At 56.2% G+C, this 18,552-nt stretch carries 22 protein-coding genes and 1 other annotated feature; of the genes, 2 read left to right on the top strand and 20 right to left on the bottom strand.

Annotation, left to right across the window (positions count from 1 at the left end; translation table 11 throughout):
* Positions 1-34: 34 nt before the first annotated feature.
* The 3 genes from KHA84_RS07280 to KHA84_RS07270 form a co-directional block, all read right to left on the bottom strand.
* Entirely contained in the window at positions 35-403 is a 369-nt protein-coding gene (locus tag KHA84_RS07280) for a LapA family protein (RefSeq protein WP_213422873.1), read from the bottom strand.
* 73 nt (positions 404-476) lie between these two features.
* Positions 477-2,744 carry a protein translocase subunit SecDF gene (gene secDF, locus KHA84_RS07275; RefSeq protein WP_213422872.1) on the bottom strand — a complete coding sequence of 756 codons (2,268 nt, stop codon included), beginning with the start codon at positions 2,742-2,744 and terminating at the stop codon, positions 477-479.
* Positions 2,745-2,860: 116 nt separating this feature from the next.
* A complete protein-coding gene (locus KHA84_RS07270; RefSeq protein WP_213422871.1) occupies positions 2,861-3,214 on the bottom strand; it encodes a post-transcriptional regulator in 354 nt (117 codons plus the stop codon).
* 94 nt (positions 3,215-3,308) lie between these two features.
* Here KHA84_RS07270 and KHA84_RS07265 point away from each other — a divergent pair, with 94 nt between their 5' ends.
* Complete coding sequence (locus KHA84_RS07265; RefSeq protein ID WP_213422870.1) at positions 3,309-4,820, top strand: putative polysaccharide biosynthesis protein; 1,512 nt, start codon at positions 3,309-3,311, stop codon at positions 4,818-4,820.
* Between the two features lie 3 nt (positions 4,821-4,823).
* On the opposite strand, the gene KHA84_RS07260 is transcribed toward KHA84_RS07265, so the two are convergent.
* The 8 genes from KHA84_RS07260 to KHA84_RS07225 all read right to left on the bottom strand — a co-directional run bounded on the left by KHA84_RS07260 (position 4,824) and on the right by KHA84_RS07225 (position 11,916).
* A complete protein-coding gene (locus KHA84_RS07260; RefSeq protein WP_213422869.1) occupies positions 4,824-5,465 on the bottom strand; it encodes a DUF421 domain-containing protein in 642 nt (213 codons plus the stop codon).
* A 138-nt stretch (positions 5,466-5,603) separates the two neighbouring features.
* Positions 5,604-5,864 carry a preprotein translocase subunit YajC gene (yajC, locus tag KHA84_RS07255; protein WP_092096612.1) on the bottom strand — a complete coding sequence of 87 codons (261 nt, stop codon included), beginning with the start codon at positions 5,862-5,864 and terminating at the stop codon, positions 5,604-5,606.
* 39 nt (positions 5,865-5,903) lie between these two features.
* Complete coding sequence (gene tgt / locus KHA84_RS07250) at positions 5,904-7,046, bottom strand: tRNA guanosine(34) transglycosylase Tgt (RefSeq protein ID WP_213422868.1); 1,143 nt, start codon at positions 7,044-7,046, stop codon at positions 5,904-5,906.
* The gene (queA, locus tag KHA84_RS07245) at positions 7,043-8,095 is read right to left on the bottom strand and encodes a tRNA preQ1(34) S-adenosylmethionine ribosyltransferase-isomerase QueA (RefSeq protein WP_213422867.1); all 1,053 of its coding nucleotides are present in this window, start codon (positions 8,093-8,095) and stop codon (positions 7,043-7,045) included. Before queA ends, tgt begins: the two co-directional genes overlap by 4 nt.
* A complete protein-coding gene (gene ruvB, locus KHA84_RS07240; protein ID WP_213422866.1) occupies positions 8,092-9,111 on the bottom strand; it encodes a Holliday junction branch migration DNA helicase RuvB in 1,020 nt (339 codons plus the stop codon). Before ruvB ends, queA begins: the two co-directional genes overlap by 4 nt.
* 44 nt (positions 9,112-9,155) lie before the next feature.
* Positions 9,156-9,761, bottom strand: a complete 606-nt coding sequence (gene ruvA / locus KHA84_RS07235) for a Holliday junction branch migration protein RuvA (RefSeq protein ID WP_213422865.1) — start codon at positions 9,759-9,761, stop codon at positions 9,156-9,158.
* Between the two features lie 181 nt (positions 9,762-9,942).
* Positions 9,943-10,815, bottom strand: coding sequence for an aminoglycoside phosphotransferase family protein (locus KHA84_RS07230; RefSeq protein ID WP_213422864.1), 873 nt, complete (start codon positions 10,813-10,815; stop codon positions 9,943-9,945).
* 6 nt (positions 10,816-10,821) lie between these two features.
* Positions 10,822-11,916 (bottom strand): LysM peptidoglycan-binding domain-containing protein, encoded by a 1,095-nt coding sequence (locus tag KHA84_RS07225; protein ID WP_213422863.1) that lies wholly within the window; start codon positions 11,914-11,916, stop codon positions 10,822-10,824.
* A 139-nt stretch (positions 11,917-12,055) separates the two neighbouring features.
* On the opposite strand from KHA84_RS07225, the gene KHA84_RS07220 reads away from it, so the two are divergent.
* Positions 12,056-12,595 (top strand): transcription repressor NadR, encoded by a 540-nt coding sequence (locus KHA84_RS07220; protein WP_213422862.1) that lies wholly within the window; start codon positions 12,056-12,058, stop codon positions 12,593-12,595.
* A 50-nt stretch (positions 12,596-12,645) separates the two neighbouring features.
* Here KHA84_RS07220 and pheA read toward each other — a convergent pair whose 3' ends face one another.
* The 9 genes from pheA to KHA84_RS07175 all read right to left on the bottom strand — a co-directional run bounded on the left by pheA (position 12,646) and on the right by KHA84_RS07175 (position 18,297).
* On the bottom strand, positions 12,646-13,569 hold the full coding sequence (gene pheA / locus KHA84_RS07215; RefSeq protein WP_213422861.1) for a prephenate dehydratase: 924 nt from the start codon (positions 13,567-13,569) through the stop codon (positions 12,646-12,648).
* Positions 13,544-13,999, bottom strand: coding sequence for an ACT domain-containing protein (locus tag KHA84_RS07210; RefSeq protein ID WP_213422860.1), 456 nt, complete (start codon positions 13,997-13,999; stop codon positions 13,544-13,546). The genes pheA and KHA84_RS07210 overlap by 26 nt, the downstream gene beginning before the upstream one ends.
* A 63-nt stretch (positions 14,000-14,062) precedes the next feature.
* On the bottom strand, positions 14,063-15,355 hold the full coding sequence (obgE, locus tag KHA84_RS07205; protein ID WP_213422859.1) for a GTPase ObgE: 1,293 nt from the start codon (positions 15,353-15,355) through the stop codon (positions 14,063-14,065).
* Positions 15,355-15,888, bottom strand: a complete 534-nt coding sequence (locus KHA84_RS07200; protein WP_213422858.1) for a Spo0B domain-containing protein — start codon at positions 15,886-15,888, stop codon at positions 15,355-15,357. The genes obgE and KHA84_RS07200 overlap by 1 nt, the downstream gene beginning before the upstream one ends.
* A gap of 156 nt (positions 15,889-16,044) precedes the next feature.
* A complete protein-coding gene (gene rpmA / locus KHA84_RS07195; protein ID WP_213422857.1) occupies positions 16,045-16,329 on the bottom strand; it encodes a 50S ribosomal protein L27 in 285 nt (94 codons plus the stop codon).
* 12 nt (positions 16,330-16,341) lie between these two features.
* Positions 16,342-16,665, bottom strand: coding sequence for a ribosomal-processing cysteine protease Prp (locus tag KHA84_RS07190; RefSeq protein WP_213422856.1), 324 nt, complete (start codon positions 16,663-16,665; stop codon positions 16,342-16,344).
* 3 nt (positions 16,666-16,668) lie between these two features.
* Positions 16,669-16,977, bottom strand: coding sequence for a 50S ribosomal protein L21 (gene rplU / locus KHA84_RS07185; RefSeq protein WP_008299799.1), 309 nt, complete (start codon positions 16,975-16,977; stop codon positions 16,669-16,671).
* Between the two features lie 12 nt (positions 16,978-16,989).
* Positions 16,990-17,062: a sequence feature (ribosomal protein L21 leader region), on the bottom strand.
* 31 nt (positions 17,063-17,093) lie between these two features.
* Entirely contained in the window at positions 17,094-17,717 is a 624-nt protein-coding gene (locus KHA84_RS07180; RefSeq protein WP_213422855.1) for a site-2 protease family protein, read from the bottom strand.
* 19 nt (positions 17,718-17,736) lie between these two features.
* Positions 17,737-18,297: a peptidoglycan DD-metalloendopeptidase family protein gene (locus KHA84_RS07175; protein ID WP_213422854.1), complete on the bottom strand. Its 561-nt coding sequence runs from the start codon at positions 18,295-18,297 to the stop codon at positions 17,737-17,739.
* Between the last annotated feature and the right edge of the window lie 255 nt (positions 18,298-18,552).

Raw genomic sequence — 18,552 nt, 5'->3', positions numbered from 1 at the left:
CCTCTTCTACATCAAAAAAACCCCTGACTGGTTGTCAGGAGCTGTGGCTGTCGCCGCCGAGATTGTTGCTGCGCGGTTCTGATTCGGGTTCCGCGGCAAATGCCGATGCGGCATGCTGCATGGCGGCAATTTCATTTTGCTGATCTGCAATCTGGACTTCCTTCTCGTTCACCTCGCGCTCGAGCCGCTTGATTTTCCGCTGCTGCAGAATGGAGCGGAACATTGACACGAACCCGCTCACCGCAGCGCCGAGCAGAGCCGATGCCAGGATGACGATGATGAGCGGCCATTCCGCCGTTCCGAATACATAATTCACAGGCACCGGCTCCACGTTGACAATCGCGAACCAGGCGACGATCAGGGCAAGGATCAGTCCCAGAAGCAATGTCCACTGGAATCTCATTGAGCTCCTCCTTTCCACAAAAAAGACAGGGCATACAGATGTATACCCTGTCCGTTCCTGAGCGGAAACCTGATCAGACGACCGGTTCGTCGGAGCCCCAGTTCTTTTCTTTTTTCTGGACGTCGAGCGTCCCTTTTTTGTTGATTTCCCGCTTTTTGAGCTGCAGCCAGAGCTGAGCGGCGATGAAGATGGACGAATAGGTCCCTGCAACCAGGCCGAACAACAGCGCAAGCGAGAAGTTGCGGATCGATTCCGCCCCGAAGAAGATCAGTGCGAGGACAACCAGAACAACAGTGAGCACCGTGTTGACCGAGCGTCCGAGCGTTTGCCGGAGAGATTTGTTGACCACGTTCTTAAGGTCTTCCTCCGTCTCGATCTTCTTCATCTTGTGGAGGTTCTCGCGAATCCGGTCAAAGGTGACAATCGTGTCGTTGATGGAATAACCGACAATCGTCAGGATCGCGGCGATGAAGGTGATGTCGACCTCCAGCCTCAGCAGGCTAAAGAGCGCGATCATGAAGAACGCATCATGCAGGAGCGAGACAATGGATGCGACACCCATTCGCCATTCGAACCGGAAGGCGACATAGATAATGATACCGATCATGGCAATGGCCAGCGCCTTAACCGCATTTTCGGCAAGCTCCCGTCCGACGGTAGGTGAAACGGTGCTGACATTCGGCTCATGACCATAAATTTCTCCGAGATCCGCTTTGAGCTGGTTGATTTCACTTTGATTCAAGTCATCCTTGTAGCGGAAAACAGCCATTTCCTTGTTTTCTCCGGAAATCAGGATATCTTCAGTCGGATGACCGGCCTCTTTGAGCGTTGAGGCAACCTCTTCCTGGGTAAGCGGTTCATTGGACAGCACTTCCACACGGGTACCGCTCGAGAAGTCGATGCCGAGATTGAGCCGGAAGACTCCGAGTACGATCGCACCGGCCACGAGGAAGAGGATCGAGGCTGCAAAGAACTTTTTCCTGTTCCCCGCAAAGTCGAATCGGTCAAATCTCGTGGTGAGGTCGAGGACCTCCATCTCATCCTCTTTGGCATGGATATACTTTCTCGAAAGGCCGAAGGCACCGGGTTTTCCATCAAGCGTTCCGCTGTGGACAAGCAACCCGAGCAGCAGCCGCGATCCCCATACCGCCGTAACGAAGCTGAGCAGGATCGAAAGGATAAGCATCGTCGCGAATCCTTTTACGGAACTTGTCCCGAATACGAACAGGACACCCGCCGCGATAAGCGTGGTGATGTTCGCATCAAGAATGGCCGTGAAGGACGATTTCGCCCCTGCCTTGAAGGCATCCTTAACCGTGGCCCCAATCCTGAGTTCCTCGCGAATCCGCTCATATGTGAGGATGTTGGCATCGACCGCCATCCCGACGCCGAGCACGAGCGCCGCAATTCCCGGAAGCGTCAGCACGCCATTCAGCAGGTTAAAGACGAGCAGTACCAGATACACATAGACGGACAATGTGACCAATGCCACAAAGCCTGCCACACGGTAGTAAACGAGCATGAAGAGCAAGACAAGCCCGATGCCGATCGCCGCGGCGATGACGGTCTGATCAAGTGCCTGCTCACCAAACTGGGCGCCGACAGAGGTTGAGTAGATTTCTTCCAGGTTGACCGGGAGCGCGCCTGCATTCAGGATTCCGGCCAGGTGTTTGGTCTCATCCACCGTAAACGACCCGGAAATCTCTACGTCGGAAGAAAGGATCGGCTTGGAGACGTTCGGAGCCGAAATGAACTTCGGATCCGGTTTCGCCGCTTCCTCGGCGTATGAGTCCACGCCCTCCTCAAAGTCGAGCCAGATGACAAGCTGGTTGTTTGGTGCCATCGAGGCAATATCGGAAGTGACTTCACCGAACTTTTCCGCACTTTTCAGCTTGAGCGTGACAATCGGCTGTCCCTGGTCGCTAAAGGTCGACTTGGCGCCGCCTTCGACCAGGTCATCCCCGTCGAGCATAAGGCGGTCATTGGTGTCCCTGAACGTCAGGTTAGCCTGCGTGGACAAAAGTTCCCGCGCCGATTCCTGGTCCTCGACTCCCGCCAGCTGCACGCGGATCCGGTTTCCGGACTCGATCTGGACACTCGGCTCACTAACCCCCAGCACGTCGATCCGGTCAGTCAGCGCCCGCGCTGTGTCGGCCACGACCTCTTCGGTGATCTTCTGGCCGTCGCGGAGCGGTTCCACCTGGTAAAGCACTTCAAATCCGCCCTGCAGGTCCAGTCCGAGGTTGACTTCCTTGGCAATCTGCTTGCCCGTACCGCCAATCATTGTGGCAAACAGGACCAGGAGCAAGAGAAAAGCGACTATGCGCCCTCGAGTTTTCATATGTGTTCCCCCTATTCAATTTGCAGCAAAAAACAGTGCCCTCAGGTTCTACGGACACCTATTATAGACGTACAAAAAAAGCAACAGTTCCATTATGGAATACGTTGCCTTTCGTGTCAATTCGGCTTTTGCGCTGTGCCGGTGTCTCGTTTTCGTCCTTTCGGAGCAAGGAGCTCACGGAATTCTTCATCGTCCAGTCCTCCAAAGCCGCTGTTTCCCGCTGCCTTTTTAAACCCTTCCACCTGCGTATGGGTCATGTAGCGTGAAGGAGAAATGGACAGAATGTCACCCACTGCCTCATGGACCGGAATGGCTTGAAGATCTTTTTTGCGCCACAGTTTCACCAGGCAATACGTCCACAGATCTTCTTCCGTCACAGAACCGTAGCCGTAGAAACTGAATTCATCCGCTTTGTTCGAAAGCGCCGGCATGACCCGCCCAAACAGATCTCCGGTATCTTGCTGAACCATACTGTCACATCCTCTCCGTGAGTCGTACGGGCCCTTGCTCCCGCATACGGATATTGTATAAGATTTCGGCCACCATGAGAAGGAAGTGTTCAATGTGTCGACATTTTTCCGGGGGACCATCATCCTGATGGGCGCGGTTTTCCTGTCCAAGTTCTTCGGCTTCATCTACCGGATGCAGTTTATGCGGGTTGCAGGGGAAGAAGCGGTCGGCACTTACATGACCGCCTATCCGGCGTTCATCTTTTTCCTAGCCCTGATCCAGCTCGGCCTCCCGATCGGTGTTGCCAAGGTTGTCGCCGAACTGCATGCAAAGGGCGAACGGAACGGCCTCCATCAAGTGATGCGCACATCGGTCATCCTGTCTGTCGCCGCTTCCATCGTTCTCCTTCCGCTGTTCATCCTCGGCATCCCTTATTTGTCCGGGACTCTCCTCGGGAATCCCGAAACCTCGGTCGTGCTGTACATCTCGCTGGCCGCTCTGCCGGTTGCCACCGCCTCCGGCCTGATCCGCGGGTATTTCCAGGGCATTGCGCGGATTGAGGAAACCGCCTGGTCACAAATTCTCGAACAGACGGTCCGGATTGCCCTCATCAGCTTTCTTCTGCCGATGTTCGCCGATCCGACAAGCCCTGCGATAACGGCGGGGTTTGCAATGGCTATTACCGGAGCGGCCGAAGTGGCGACCTTGCTTTATCTGTATATCAAATACCGCCAGGTCAAAAGGAGCAAAACTGAAAAGCCGAAGGGGATGTACCCGCTCCGGCCGATTCTCTCGGTTTCTCTTCCTTCTTCCGGGAGCCGCCTGTTCGGATCGTTCACCTGGTTTCTCGAACCGATCGTTTTTATCCGCGCGCTCGGCATGGCCGGAATCGGGGTGACGGCGGCGACCTCGCTGTACGGTGTCATTTCAGGTGTGCTCATTCCGCTGCTTTTGTTCCCCGCCTTTATCTCGCATGCGCTTTCCGTCGTCCTTGTGCCTGCGGTTTCAAGCGCAGCTGCTCTGAACGATATCCGGCTTCTCCGGGAGAGGATTCATTTGTCGCTCCGGATTTCCGCGATTACGGGCAGCGTTGCCGCCGCCGTGTTTTTCCTTCACGGAGAGGAAATGGCGGTCAAGCTGTTCCACATTTCGGATGGAGGTGCCTATATGCTGATGCTTGCGCCGATTTTCTTCTTCTATTATATCCAGGGTCCGCTCCACTCCATTCTGCAGGCGATGCAGGAGGCAAACGCCGCTATGATGAACTCCGTCTACGGCGGCATCGGCAAGCTCCTCGTCATGTTCGTCCTGGCATCACAACCCGGTCTCCAGGAAGCGGGCGCCGTTATGGCCATCGGCTTCGGGGTTCTTGTGACCTCATTTCTTCATATTGCGACGCTGCGCAAAAAACGGGATGCTTCCACCGGCTTCACGATGTTCATCATCCCGTATCTTTCCTTTATCCTGACTGTCGTCGCCCAGCCGCTTCTGATCGAGGAAGTGCCATTCGGAATGCTCGGAGACATCATCGTCACTTCTGCTTTCCTGCTTGTGCTTCTTTTCCTGTTCCGCTATTTCCGGCTGTCCGACTTGCAGATGGTCCGCAAGCTTGCCAAGCGCTTTTGAACATCACCCTGTACGGCCTTTTTCCTGGATGTGCATGCCGTCCTTATCCAGCGTGCAAAAAAAGATTTGTTCGGGGCCATTGTAGCCGGCGGCCTGAATTTCGTTCATCAGCCATTCCATGTCTTTTCCGATCAGGGGCAAGTGCTCCTTTTGGATGACACCGTCTGAAATAAGCGGAAGTATCGGCTTGTCACTATTTTTTTCGAAGACCGCCAAGTTCCCGCTCGGCTCCAGGAATGCATAGGCGACGTTGCGCACAGAAGCCACCTGCTGCTCCCGCAGTTGCTGTAGCAAGTCATCGATGTTATACCGTTGTTTTCTCATATTCTGTTCCTCGATTACTCCGTTCCGGATGATGACCGCCGGGTCCCCCTCGACGACATCCCGGAACTTTTTGCTTTTGAGGGAAAGGTAGGAGGCGGTAATCTGAATGATGAGCAGGACAATAATCGGCAGGATGGCGAGAAAGATGGGACTGTCCGGATCATCCAGCGCAAAGGCGGCAACTTCGGCCATCAGGACGGAAATGACGAGGTCTACCACACTCAATTCCCCGAGCTCCCGCTTTCCCATCAATCGCAGCACGATGATGATGAGCACATACAGGAAAACCGTCCGCCATATCACTGTCAGCAAATCTTCCATGATGCACCTCTTTTCCCGCTCAGTATGGGCATCCGGGAGGGAAACATTCACCATGTTGCCGCAATGGACAAATTCTTGGAACACAAAAACCGCAGGCACGGCGGATAATTCCGCTGTGCCTGCGGTTATTGAAACGGATCAGTTGTCAAGAACACGGCCGACTGCCGCACGTTCGAACTGGAGACGGGATCCGTCGGAGCATTTCAAGAATACGGTCGCGTCGTCAACTGCATCGATTGTGCCGTGGAGGCCACCGATTGTAACGACTTTGTCACCGCGCTGGAGTTCATTTTGCATTTTTTGTGTGGCTTTCTGCCGCTTCTGCGCAGGGCGGATCAGGAAGAACCACATCACGGCGAACATCAGGATCAGCGGCGCCAGGGCTACTAATGTTTCCATCTATTTTCCCCCTTTCTGTATGGTACAAGTATACAAGCTTCAGAAGTTTTTTGCATTCGGTTTGTTGTAGCCATACTGCTCAAAAAACTCTTCGCGGAAATCGCCAAGACGGTCTTCGCGGATCGCCTGTCTGACCTGCTCCATGAGATTCATGAGGAAATACAGGTTATGGTAAGATGTCAGCCGGATGCCGAACGACTCTTCCGCCTTGATCAGATGGCGGATGTAGGCACGGCTGTAGTTCCGGCATACATAGCAGTCGCAATTCTCGTCCAGGGGCCGGAAGTCACGCGCAAACTTCGCATTCTTGACGACGAGGCGCCCTTCGCTCGTCATAAGGGTGCCGTTGCGGGCAATCCGTGTCGGCAGCACACAGTCGAACATGTCGATGCCGCGGATCGATCCGTCGATGAGCGCATCCGGAGATCCGACGCCCATCAGATAGCGCGGCTTGTTTTCCGGAAGGAGCGGCGTTGTGAAATCGAGGACCCGGTTCATGACGTCCTTCGGCTCTCCGACAGACAGCCCGCCGACCGCATAGCCCGGAAAATCCAGGGAGGTGAGGTCCTGGGCGCTCTGGCGCCGGAGGTCTTCGAACTCGCCGCCCTGGACGATGCCGAACAGCGCCTGGTCTTCGGAACGCTTGTGCGCCTCGAGGCACCTCTCCGCCCAGCGGGACGTCCGCTCAACGCTCGCCTTCATGTACTCGTGGGATGCCGGATACGGCGGGCATTCATCAAATGCCATCATGATATCAGAGCCGAGCGCGTTCTGGATCTCCATCGCTTTCTCGGGGCTCAGGAAAAGTTTGCTGCCGTCCAGGTGATGGCGGAAATGGACGCCCTCTTCTTCGATTTTTCGCATGTCACTCAGCGAGAACACCTGGAAGCCGCCCGAGTCGGTCAGGATGGCCCGGTCCCAGTTCATGAACTTGTGAAGGCCGCCCGCCTCTCTGATGATTTCATGGCCCGGGCGGAGCCACAGATGATATGTGTTGCTCAGGATGATGCCGGCTTTCATTTCTTTCAAATCTTCCGGAGACATCGTTTTGACAGTTGCCTGCGTGCCGACCGGCATGAACGCGGGCGTTTCAAACGAGCCGTGAGGCGTATGGACGATGCCGAGGCGCGCTCCCGTCTGCTTGTCTTTCTTGATCAGTTCATAGGTGACCGCTGGAGTCATTTGATTCTCCCTTTCTTTGGTGGCTTCAGGAACATCGCGTCACCGAAGCTGAAGAACCGGTAACGCTCGTCCACTGCATGCCTGTATGCATTCAGGATGATTTCTCGGGATGAGAAGGCGGACACGAGCATGATCAGTGTCGACTTCGGAAGGTGGAAGTTGGTGATCAGCCCGTCAATCGCCTTGTATTCATAACCCGGATAAATGAAGATCGAAGTCCAGCCGCCGGATGCGACGACGGTGCCGCCGTTTTCGGAAGCAATCGTTTCGAGCGTCCGTGTGGATGTGGTGCCGACTGCGATCACCCTGCCACCCGCTTCCTTTGTTTTCCGGATGGTCGCGGCCGCTTCTTCTGAGACGCTGTAGTACTCCGAATGCATCTCATGGTTCTCAATCGTATCAACGCTTACCGGGCGGAATGTGCCTAGCCCGACGTGAAGCGTGATGAAGACGATCTCAACGCCCTTACCGCGGATCTGGTCCAGCAGTTGTTCCGTAAAGTGCAGCCCTGCCGTCGGAGCCGCCGCCGAGCCTCGTTCTTTGGCGAAAACAGTCTGGTAGCGGTCCCGGTCATCCAATTTTTCATGGATATAAGGGGGCAGCGGCATTTCGCCCAGCCGGTCGAGCACTTCATAAAAAATGCCATCATAGCTGAACTTGAACGTCCGGCCCCCATGGTCGCCAACTCCGGTGCATTCGGCTTTGAGCAGCCCGTCACCAAAGGTGACGACCGTGCCCGGCTTCACGCGTTTTGCCGGCTTGACGAGCGTTTCCCACTCATCCTCGCCCTTGTCTGTCAGAAGCAGCACTTCAATTGTGGCACCCGTTTCTTCCTTTGTACCCATCAGGCGCGCGGGCAGAACCTTGGTATCGTTCAGGACAAGGCAGTCTCCCGGTTCGAAGTATTCGAGGATATCGGAGAACTTCCGGTCTTCGAAATCGCCGTTCTCCCGGTCGACGACAAGCAGGCGGGATGCCGCCCGGTCTTTTAGCGGTGTCTGAGCAATCAGTTCTTCCGGCAGATGAAAATCAAAGTCTTCTACATTCATGGTTGGTTCCTTCTTCCGTCGTCCGGCATGTCCATGCCGAAATGTTCATAGGCGAGCGGTGTGACCACACGCCCGCGTGGTGTGCGCTGCAGGAATCCGACCTGCAGCAGGTAAGGTTCGTAAACATCCTCAATGGTGGCCGATTCTTCGCCGATGCTTGCAGCAATCGTGTCGAGGCCGACCGGCCCGCCCCTGAACCGCTCGATCATGGAGAGGAGAAGCTTATGGTCGATGCTGTCCAGTCCGTGTGAATCGACCTGAAGCAGTTCCAGCGCTTCCTGAGCCGTCGGCAGGGTGATCTGACCGTTGCCGCGCACTTGCGCAAAATCACGGACGCGCCTGAGCAGCCGGTTGGCGATCCGCGGCGTCCCCCGTGAACGCATCGCCATCTCCTCCGCCGCCTCGCGGGTGATCGGCGCGCCGAAAATGTCGGCGCTGCGGACGACAATTTCCGACAGCGCCTCCCGGTCATAGTAGTCGAGCCGCAGAGGCACGCCGAACCGGTCCCGGAGCGGTGCCGATAAAGAGCCGGCCCTCGTGGTGGCACCGATCAGCGTGAAAGGAGGCAAGTCAAAGCGGATCGACCTTGCCTCCGGCCCCTTGCCGACGACAATATCAAGGCAAAAGTCTTCCATCGCCGGATAAAGCACTTCTTCGACCGCACGGCTCAGACGGTGGATTTCGTCGATGAACAGCACATCTCCCGGTTCCAGTGAGCTGACGATGGCCGCAAGGTCCCCGGGGCGTTCGATCGCGGGACCGCTCGTTGTCCGGAAATTGACGCCCATCTCATTTGCGATGACCGAGGCGAGCGTCGTCTTGCCGAGGCCAGGCGGCCCGTAGAGAAGTACATGGTCCAGACTTTCCTCCCGCTGCTTGGCCGCCTCGATGAAAATGCCGAGATTATGTTTGACCCGCTCCTGTCCGATGTATTGTCCGAGCCGCTGAGGCCGCAGCGACTGCTCAAAGCCGTCGTCAAATGCCGAAGCTTCGCCGGAAATGACCCGTTCTTCCATCAGTGCCCCTCCTTTCCATCAGGTTGTTCAAAGCGGTTCATCATTTAACCCTGCTTCAGCAAAAGCGCCAGCGCCCGCTTCATATAGGCTTCTGTATTTTCCAGAGTCTCTTTCTCAAGCTTGGTCCGGATCTTGCCGAGCTCCCGCTCCGAGTAGCCGAGCGCGGTGAGCGCGAGCATCGCTTCCTCAAGGTCGTGATTTGAATCCAGAGCCGGCTCCGGTTCGTTTTCAGTCATAAAGACGACTTCATCGGTCACGCCGTCCAGCTTCCCTTTCAGGTCGAGGATGATCTGACGGGCGGTCTTCTTGCCGACACCAGGGAATTTCACGAGGAACTTTTCATCTTCCGCCTCGATTGCCGCAACGACCTGCGCGGTCATGCCGCCGGCCAAAATCGCCAGCGCACCTTTTGGACCAATTCCGGAAACGGTGATCAGTTTCCTGAACAGTTCCCGCTGCTCCGGGGCCTGGAAACCGATCAGCTGCATCACGTCTTCCCGGACATGGAGATGCGTATAGACCTGCTTTTCCTCATCCGCATGGAAGGCATACGGATTGGGCGTGATCACCTGATAGCCGATGCCGCCCTGTTCAACCGTGATATACTCGGGCGTTACCCTGGTGATGCGCCCTTTTATGTAATCGTACAAGCCGTGTTCCCCCTCTGTCACAATGAGTAGATTATAGCATACATGTTCGCATCCCCGCATCAGCAGGGGTATGGAGAGAAGATTTCTATTTACATAATAAATATATAGTGTAATAGCTGTCCGCCAAACAAAAAATGCCCCGCATCTCTCTTCGCTCAGAGAGATCCGAAGCAAATGACAATCAAGCGTTCGCCCGTTTTGATATCTGATAACAGAGCGGAATCCATGCAGACATCGCTTTATCTGTGAACCGGTCCAGCTTCACCTTCATGATCTTCTGTTTGTCTTCATCGAGGGACAGCAAGTACAGCCATTCCCTCAGCAATTCATTCGGATAAAGCAGCAGATTGAACGATGACGCGGTAAGCGAAGCGAGTTCGGGCTGCTCGCCGCACAAATAATCCAGGTCAAAGTCGACATGCGACAGGACGCGGTGAACCCACAGGGCAGTCTCCGTGCCGGACGGACCGATGCAAGCCAGATCAAAATCGATCATGACGTATTTGCCATCCGGGCCCTTCAGGAAATTATGATGGACGACGTCCCCATGCAGGAGTGTGCAGTCTTCTTCGGGATCATACGTTTTCCGGATGGCCCGGAGCGCTTCCTCGGCATGATAGACTATGGCGCCATAGTGCTGGCTTCCCATCAGCTGGACCAGCTTCTTTTTCTGACTGCGGAACTTCTCGAGCCGGTCCTCCCATTTGGCAATGAGCGGATACCTGTAAAGCACACCCGTACTTTCCCAGTTCACCCGTTCGGATGTCTCATGGAGCAGGCTGAGGACAGAAAGCGTCCGCTCCCGCCCCGCCCTGCTTGAGTAGTCGGCTGGCCTGGCACGGTCCAGCCACGGCTGTATGACCGCCCGTTCATCCGCCGAACCGATGATCGGCAGGATGTGCGGAAACCCGATATTCTCGAGCTCATCATGGATCCGCCTCACCTTGCGAGCCTGTTGGACGGAATCATACTTCTTCAGCGAATACCGTTTGCCGCCGACGTCCCATTTCCATACATTCTGTTTGATCTGTCGGATGTTGCCCCCGGCAGTCATGGATAATCAGTAGCCGCCGTATCCGAACGGTGACCCGCATACGTTGCAGCAGTGTCCTTGATGTCCGTGATGTCCATGCTGATGGCCATGGCCCGGATAAGGCATGAAACCTGGCTGCGGCCAGTATGGCCAAGCAGCGGCCTGGACGGCGTACGGCACGGACGGCCCGTCACCGCATCCGCAGCCGCCAGGTGACTCTGCCGGGTACATCTGCGGCGGAGCCTGAGGCACATGGAGGTCGTCAGTCATCGGCGACTCCTGTTCGTGATGTTTGCCCATGTACACGTCCAGCGAAGACGAATAAGAACTGGATTCACCCATTTTCCAGCCATCATCCGGCGATTCATGCTTCGCCGGCATGGCGTATTCCGGCATCCCTTCCGCCACAGGCAGTGTATAGCCCGGTGCTGCCGGCATCTGCGGCATCGCCGGATACGGCTGGGCCTCGGGGTACGGCTGCATCGGCATCTGAGGATAAGGGTGCATCATTTGAGGATAGTGATGGTACGGCATATGGCCGCACATGCAGCTCATATCAAACACCGGCATATAACAGAACGGCATCGGCATCATCGGGATGGCCGCCTCCTTCTCAGGTGGGCAAGGCTCATGCATCGGCGGCATATCCATTTCCGGCATGACCGGAGGCGGGGCCATCGGCGACTCTTCTTCCATCGGCGGAGGTGGCGGAACCGGCATCGGTGCCGGTTTTGGTGGAGCCGGTTTTGGTGGAGCTGGTTTTGGCGGTGCCGGTTTCGGAGGTGCAGGCTTTGGCGGCGCAGGCTTCGGCGGCGCAGGCTTCGGCGGCGCAGGCTTTTCCATCGGTGGTGGCGGTGGCGGAACCGGTGTGAGTTCCGGCGATTCCATTTCCTGCTTTTCCCTCACCGGTTTTTTCGGCCGCCCGTCTTTATACGGATGTTCGGCCGGCGGCTTGCCTTTCCCTTTCTTTGCATGATCCGGCAGGAAAATCTTCATCCCCGGCACGATGTAGTCCGGATTTGCCAGATGGGCGTTGAGCCGTTTTACTTCCTCAAAGGGAACCCCGTACTGCCTGGAGATTTTCCAGAGGGTATCCCCTTTCTGCACAATGTGCACGTGCATTGCTTCTCCCCCTTCCATCGGTATAGCGTATGAACCCGCACTGGGCGATGACACTGAAACTTTGACAGACTCCGAGGACGTCTTCACAATAAGCTATGAGAAAACGAACAGCAGTTATGACGGGAAGGAGTCGAAGCCCATGGAAAAGTTGAAAGGGGACGAGCGGAGGGAGCTGATCCTCAGGAAGCTGAAAGAAAACGGGCGGCCGATCAAAGGGGCCGACCTGGCAAAGGCCTGCGGAGTGAGCCGCCAGGTCATCGTCGGAGATATCACCCTGCTGAAGGCGCACGGCGAGTCCATCATGGCCACGAGTTCGGGGTATATCCATCTGGGAAGTGAAGCGCCGGAACGGAAAAGCGGTTTCTCGAGAAAAATCGCCTGCACGCACACGCCGGATCAGACGGAGGACGAGCTGAACCTGATCGTCGACGCCGGCGCCTCCGTCCGTGATGTCACCGTCGAACATCCGGTGTACGGGGAACTTACCGCCGCAATCATGGTCAACAACCGGCATGACGTGGGCCAGTTTATCTCCCGGGTGAACGAGACCGGATCGCCTTTTCTTCTGGAGCTGACCGGCGGCCCGCACCTGCACACCATCACCGCGGACAGCGAGGAAATTCTCGACCGCGCGGAGCAGGCGCTCAGGGAGCACGGTTTTTTGACGGACGAGGCGTGACGGGGATTGCGCCTATCCAACAGCACCCAATATAAAAACCGGCATCGCGCTTAATGTTCGCGCGGTGCCGGTTTTATTTCATATGTCCTGTACGTGCCGAGCGGCTTGACGACGCAACCGAGTGCGGCGAGCTCTTCCATGGCGCCCTTCATCATCGGCTCTTCTTTTCCCGCGTCCACATCGACGATAAAGAAATAGTCGCCGAGACCCGTTTTCATCGGCCGGGATTCGATTTTGGTCAGGTTCAGCCGCCTCCAGGCAAAGACCGACAGCACCTGATGGAGCGCACCGGATCGGTTGTCCTTCGGCAAGTTGATCATCAGTGTCGACTTGACCTTGTCCCCGCATCCGGGCTTGCCGATCTCTCCATCACGCTTTGAAAGGACGACAAACCGTGTCCGGTTAAAGTGAAAATCGTTGATGCTGTCCTGTACGATTTTCAGGCCGTATTTTTCTGCAGCGAACCGGTTGCCGATGGCGGCAATGTTCAGATCCGGATTCTCGGATGCATATTTTGCCGCACCCGAAGTCGAGGTCGCCTGGATCAGCGGCACGCCGCGGAACCGATAGTGCAGGAATTTGTGGCACTGTGCCAGAGCCTGCGGATGGGAATGGATCGACTCCACCTCTTCCCACCTGTCCGCCTGCTTTGGATGGACCATGAGGTGCTGATCGATCGGCTGCAGGATCTCCGCTGTGATGTAAAGTTCCACTTCATGATAAAGGTAATCGACCGTCAGGGAGACGGCCCCTTCCAACGCATTTTCAATCGGGACGACCGCATAGTCTGCGCGGTCTTCCGATACGGCTTCGATCGCTTCCGGAATTGTCGTGTAAGGCATGAGCCAGTCCCCGTGGAACAGGCCATCTGCCGCCAGATGGGTGAACGACGCCTCCGGTCCGAGGTAAGCCACCCGTGTCACTGTTTCTTCCAAACCGTTCTCCCCCTCAATAAGCGCCCGAGCTGACGACATCCGCCGATTCGATGAACGGCAGCCGCTTGAGCGTCTGCAGGAACGTGTTCAGTTCCATCGTCATCGCGGTGACGTCCAGGGACAGTGTCACATTGGCGCGTCCCTGGATCGGAATCGTCTGGTGGATCGTCAGCACATTGCACTCCGCCTCCGCCACGGTGCGCAGCAGTTCCGCGAGTGCCCCTTCCCTATCCTCAAGCTGCAGGAAAATCGTGAGGATCCGTTCCTGGACGACCGAATGAAACGGAAAGACCGTGTCGCGGTATTTATAAAATGCGCTCCGCGACAGGCCGACCCGTTTCACTGCATCCCAGATGGTCGTCTCCTCACCGTTCTGCAGGAGGCGCTTTGCTTCGAGCGTTTTCTGCATCGATTCCGTCAGGACATCTTCCCTGACAAGGTAGTAATTTTCATCCGAAACATCTTTCATTGTTTCAGCCCTCTTTTCTCTTCCTGCCGTCCTCGCCGGCAGGCCCCCTTTACCGGGCAGGTCTCAATCAACGAATTCGAATTCGTAATCCATGATGCGGACCGTATCGCCGTTCTCGACGCCGCGCTCCCTCAGCGCATCATCAATGCCCATGCCGCGGAGCTGGCGTCCGAATCGGCGCACCGATTCCTCATGCGAGAAGTTCGTCATCTTGAACAGCCGCTCAATCGCAGGACCGCCAACCGTAAACGCACCGTCGTCATCCCTGCCGATAACAAACTCCTCTTTCTTCTCCGCTTCAAACTTGTAAAGGACGTGGCGTGATTCTTCCACTTCCTCTGGATCATAAAGCGGGAACTCCGGCGTTTCCTCGAGAAGGTCCGCAATGGCATACAGCAGGTCCGACAGCCCCTGGCGGGTGATCGCGGAAATCGGATAGACCTTCACATCGGACGGAATCTGCTCCTTGAATTCCGCAAGGTTCATCTCGGCTTCGGGCATGTCCATCTTATTGGCCACGACAATCTGCGGACGTTCCGTGAGTCGGAGGTTGTACTGCTCCAACTCCTCGTTGATTGTCGTATAGTCCTCATACGGATCCCGGCCTTCCATGCCGGACATGTCAATCACATGCACGATGACGCGCGTCCGCTCAATATGGCGGAGAAACTGATGGCCGAGCCCGACGCCCTGATGGGCCCCTTCAATCAGGCCGGGCAGGTCCGCCATGACAAAGCTTCGCCCGTCACCGGCATCCACGACACCGAGGTTCGGAACAATCGTCGTGAAATGGTAATCACCGATTTTCGGCTTGGCTGCCGAAACGACGGACAGCAAGGTCGACTTGCCGACGCTCGGGAAGCCGACGAGGCCGACATCCGCCAGCACTTTCAATTCAAGGACGACTTCAAGCTCATACCCCGGCTCGCCCTTCTCGGAAATTTCCGGAGCCGGATTGGCAGGGGTCGCAAAGCGGATATTGCCCCGCCCGCCGCGGCCGCCTTTTGCGATGACCGCACGTTGGCCGTGTTCAGTCAGGTCTGCGATGATTGCGCCAGACTCCGCATCCGTCACCGTCGTTCCCGGCGGTACCTTGACGATCATATCCTTCGCATTTTTGCCGTGCATGCTCTTGCTCATCCCGTGCTCACCGCGCGGGGCCTTGAAATGCCTTTGATAGCGGAAATCCATCAGCGTACGCAGGCCTTCGTCCACCACAAAGATGACATCGGCCCCCTTGCCGCCGTCTCCGCCGGCAGGTCCGCCCATCGGCTCATATTTTTCCCGGCGGAAAGCGACCATTCCATTGCCGCCGTCCCCGCCTTTTACATAGATCTTTACGTGATCGACAAACATCACCGATCCACCTTCCTTCCAGCTACTGTCATCTTCAGTTGTCCATTTTCTTCAGAGTGCTCGAACGTAAAGCGTGCATCCGGTGCCGCTTCCGGCAGCCCTTCATGCAGTTCGTGAGGGCCTGCCAGCTTGAACGTGACCGCCCACGCCCCGGATTCCGTCTTTACCCGGATTTGTGCCCCGTATTCCGCATAAGGACTCAGGCCCTCTTGCAGATCTGTGAACAATTCTTCGAGAAAGGCTTCCGCCTCCCTGTCCGCCTCTTTGTCTCCCGGGCCGTCCGCGGACACGTCCAGCGACACTTCGTATTCCGGGAAGCGCCAGCCGAAGGTAAGAAGCCATACTGCCAGGCGCGGCATTGCCGCGGCACCCAATGCGGATTCTTGCCGTGCCCGTTCAACGGCCGCATCAATCGCTTGCCGCACGCCGTCCTCCTTGCCGAGATCCAGAAGCATCCGGATCAGATGGAGTGTGTTCATATGATCATGCCTCGAGTACTTCAGCAGTTCTTGTGCCGACAGACGTTCTTCCATTGCGGTCACTTCCCTTCTTCAAAAGGTCGTGTTCATCCCATACGTACAGTATACCACTACAGGACATGCCAGTTTCAATGCAGGGGATTAAAAAAACGGCAAAGAAAAAAGCGGGCCGCATGAGAATCATGCAGCCCGCCGTCATCCGCCTGTTGCTTATTGAGCAGCCGGATAGACGCTAACTTTTTTCTTGTCGCGGCCGAAACGCTCGAAGCGTACGACACCGTCAACCTTTGCGAACAGCGTATCATCGCCGCCGCGGCCGACGTTCTCACCAGGGTGGATTTTTGTCCCGCGCTGGCGGTACAGAATGGAGCCGCCGGTTACGAATTGGCCGTCCGCGCGCTTCGCACCAAGGCGTTTCGCTTCGGAGTCACGGCCGTTCTTCGTGGAACCTACCCCTTTCTTCGACGCGAAGAACTGGAGATCCAAACGTAGCATATAGTCCACCTCCTATCGGTTAATAGTCACTTTGATATGTTCACCATAGTCCCGCTCAATGGTCTGCAATGAAACGATCATGGACTTCAGGATCAGCTGGACGGATTCGTCTTCGGGATCCGGCACTTTGACGGATAAATATCCGCCATTGTCGCCAAGCTCCACTTCCGGTTCCGTTTCCGTCAGTGCATACACTGAGTTCACGGCGCCGAACGACACGGCCGAGGCCGCGGCGCAGACCAAATCCTTTCCGTGTTCCGCGAAGTCCGCATGGCCGGTCATCTCGAATGAGGTGATGCGGCCATCTGATGTTTCATCCACAATTACCCGGATCACGGCTTACAGGTTGATGCCGTCGATGACGACTTTCGTGTAAGGCTGACGGTGACCCTGCTTCTTGCGGTAGTTTTTACGGCGCTTGTATTTGAAGACAACGATTTTCTTGCCGCGGCCGTGCTTGGCGATCTTACCTGTTACGGTAGCGCCTTCCACGAATGGAGCTCCGACTTTAACGTCGTCGCCGCCGACGAACAATACTTTATCGAATGTGATCGTCTCATCAACGTCACCTGCGAGCTTTTCGATGTAAATCTCCTGGCCCGCTTCAACTTTAACTTGCTTGCCGCCTGTTTCAATGATTGCGTACATGCTTGCACCTCCTCTTAGACTAAGACTCGCCCTCCAAGGTGACCAAGTGGTGCTTAAGACCTTGTCGGTGCGGTTGTAGTAGCACGGGTGCGCTACAAACCAACATGAAAATACTATCACAGACCCGACTTCCGGTCAACTGCCGGCTTCGGAAAACTTCCGGAATAAACTCTCTCCAGCACCCGTTCATATTTTCTGTACCGCCAGTGAAGAATATTTTGGAGCAGCAGGAAAAGAGCAAGGAACAGGTAAGGTGCCGACTGCGGCAAATAAACGATGAAAAAAACGGCTCCGGAAGCTGATGCAAAAATAGATATTAGAATGAATGCAAGCTTTTGTTCCGGAAAGAAAACGAGCGCCGCCCGGCCGCCATCCAGCGGCAAAAACGGCAGCAGGTTCAGGCCGAGCAAGGCCAGTTGTGTTGAGATGAGCAGTTCCCGCCCCGGCATCTGGACCAAAAATGAAATGCCCAGCAATAAGGTTGTCGCTGCGGGTCCTCCTGCGACGATCAGAAGCCTGTCCGATTTCGGCAAACGGGAAAAACGGGGAATCACGATTTCCCCGCCGTACGGCATAATTACACATTGCCTTACGGAAGCGCCCGTCCATTTCGCAGCCAGCAGATGGCCGGCCTCGTGGAACAGGAGCGAACCGAGGACGATGGCATAGAATGAGACATTCCCGCTCGCAATGATGGCAAGCAGGAACGGGATCATGACCGGATGCATCCGGTACTTCATTTAGAGAGGACTCCGGTTGTCATTCCCCCGTCCCCCTCAGCGACGCCAACCAGTTTTTCACGCCTTCCGCATCCATCGCATCACCGTCCCGCTGCACACCGAGGAACATCGCCCCGGTCTCCAGCTCCGCAATCGCCTCACCCGCGCCGACCGTCGTATACGGCAGCGTCAGGAACTTTCCGATAAACCCATATGTCACGGTATCCCCGTCATCATATTGGACGGTCACCGTCTTTCCCGTCTGGCGAGTGTGCCCGGTATATATCACCAGTCCGTCCCCCTTCGCCGTCACCGGAATGGTCGCATCATACGACAGCACGACCCCTTCCCGGAACGGCTGCAGCGACGAAAACTCCGCCATCGCCGGCGTTGCACCGTCCGCGGTCACCGGAACCACCGTTTCCGGACGCCCCTGATCCACAAAAGACATCACCCACTTCTTCAGCACGGTGAGCTCCTCCCCCGACCGCACCAGATGCGTGATCTGCGTCTTCATCACCTGATGCTCCTCCAGTTTCGCCACCCCGAACAGCACCACAGTCACGAGCAGCGCCGCCACCCACTTCTCCCTCCACCTCATCCGCACCACACCCCTGCAAAATGTTTTCTCTATCATATGTAGGAGGGAGCGGGGTGATGATAAATTGTTAAGAGATTTGGAGAGTGTGAATTGGGCGGTGCCATGTGGCAAGTCGACGGGTCATGTGGCAACTTCGGATGCCATGTGGCAAGTCGCAAGCCCTTGTGGCAAGTTCGGATGCCATGTGGCAAGTCGCGAGCCCTTGTGGCAACTTCGGATGCCATGTGGCAAGTCACGGGCCCTTGTGGCAACTTA

The sequence above is a fragment of the Bhargavaea massiliensis genome (genome assembly GCF_018390575.1).
Taxonomy (GTDB): domain Bacteria; phylum Bacillota; class Bacilli; order Bacillales_A; family Planococcaceae; genus Bhargavaea; species Bhargavaea massiliensis.
Note: the sequence above shows the minus strand (reverse complement) of the source record. Positions and strands in the feature narration are given on the sequence as shown.

Excerpts from the sequence above, each read along its gene's own strand:
- KHA84_RS07280 (WP_213422873.1), bottom strand. The coding sequence starts at position 403 with ATGAGATTCCAGTGGACATTGCTTCTGGGACTGATCCTTGCCCTGATC.
- secDF (WP_213422872.1), bottom strand. The coding sequence starts at position 2,744 with ATGAAAACTCGAGGGCGCATAGTCGCTTTTCTCTTGCTCCTGGTCCTG.
- KHA84_RS07270 (WP_213422871.1), bottom strand. The coding sequence starts at position 3,214 with ATGGTTCAGCAAGATACCGGAGATCTGTTTGGGCGGGTCATGCCGGCG.
- KHA84_RS07260 (WP_213422869.1), bottom strand. The coding sequence starts at position 5,465 with ATGGAAGATTTGCTGACAGTGATATGGCGGACGGTTTTCCTGTATGTG.
- yajC (WP_092096612.1), bottom strand. The coding sequence starts at position 5,864 with ATGGAAACATTAGTAGCCCTGGCGCCGCTGATCCTGATGTTCGCCGTG.
- tgt (WP_213422868.1), bottom strand. The coding sequence starts at position 7,046 with ATGACTCCAGCGGTCACCTATGAACTGATCAAGAAAGACAAGCAGACG.
- queA (WP_213422867.1), bottom strand. The coding sequence starts at position 8,095 with ATGAATGTAGAAGACTTTGATTTTCATCTGCCGGAAGAACTGATTGCT.
- ruvB (WP_213422866.1), bottom strand. The coding sequence starts at position 9,111 with ATGGAAGAACGGGTCATTTCCGGCGAAGCTTCGGCATTTGACGACGGC.
- KHA84_RS07230 (WP_213422864.1), bottom strand. The coding sequence starts at position 10,815 with ATGACTGCCGGGGGCAACATCCGACAGATCAAACAGAATGTATGGAAA.
- KHA84_RS07225 (WP_213422863.1), bottom strand. The coding sequence starts at position 11,916 with ATGCACGTGCACATTGTGCAGAAAGGGGATACCCTCTGGAAAATCTCC.
- KHA84_RS07220 (WP_213422862.1), top strand. The coding sequence starts at position 12,056 with ATGGAAAAGTTGAAAGGGGACGAGCGGAGGGAGCTGATCCTCAGGAAG.
- pheA (WP_213422861.1), bottom strand. The coding sequence starts at position 13,569 with ATGTCGTCAGCTCGGGCGCTTATTGAGGGGGAGAACGGTTTGGAAGAA.
- KHA84_RS07210 (WP_213422860.1), bottom strand. The coding sequence starts at position 13,999 with ATGAAAGATGTTTCGGATGAAAATTACTACCTTGTCAGGGAAGATGTC.
- obgE (WP_213422859.1), bottom strand. The coding sequence starts at position 15,355 with ATGTTTGTCGATCACGTAAAGATCTATGTAAAAGGCGGGGACGGCGGC.
- KHA84_RS07200 (WP_213422858.1), bottom strand. The coding sequence starts at position 15,888 with ATGGAAGAACGTCTGTCGGCACAAGAACTGCTGAAGTACTCGAGGCAT.
- rpmA (WP_213422857.1), bottom strand. The coding sequence starts at position 16,329 with ATGCTACGTTTGGATCTCCAGTTCTTCGCGTCGAAGAAAGGGGTAGGT.
- rplU (WP_008299799.1), bottom strand. The coding sequence starts at position 16,977 with ATGTACGCAATCATTGAAACAGGCGGCAAGCAAGTTAAAGTTGAAGCG.
- KHA84_RS07180 (WP_213422855.1), bottom strand. The coding sequence starts at position 17,717 with ATGAAGTACCGGATGCATCCGGTCATGATCCCGTTCCTGCTTGCCATC.
- KHA84_RS07175 (WP_213422854.1), bottom strand. The coding sequence starts at position 18,297 with ATGAGGTGGAGGGAGAAGTGGGTGGCGGCGCTGCTCGTGACTGTGGTG.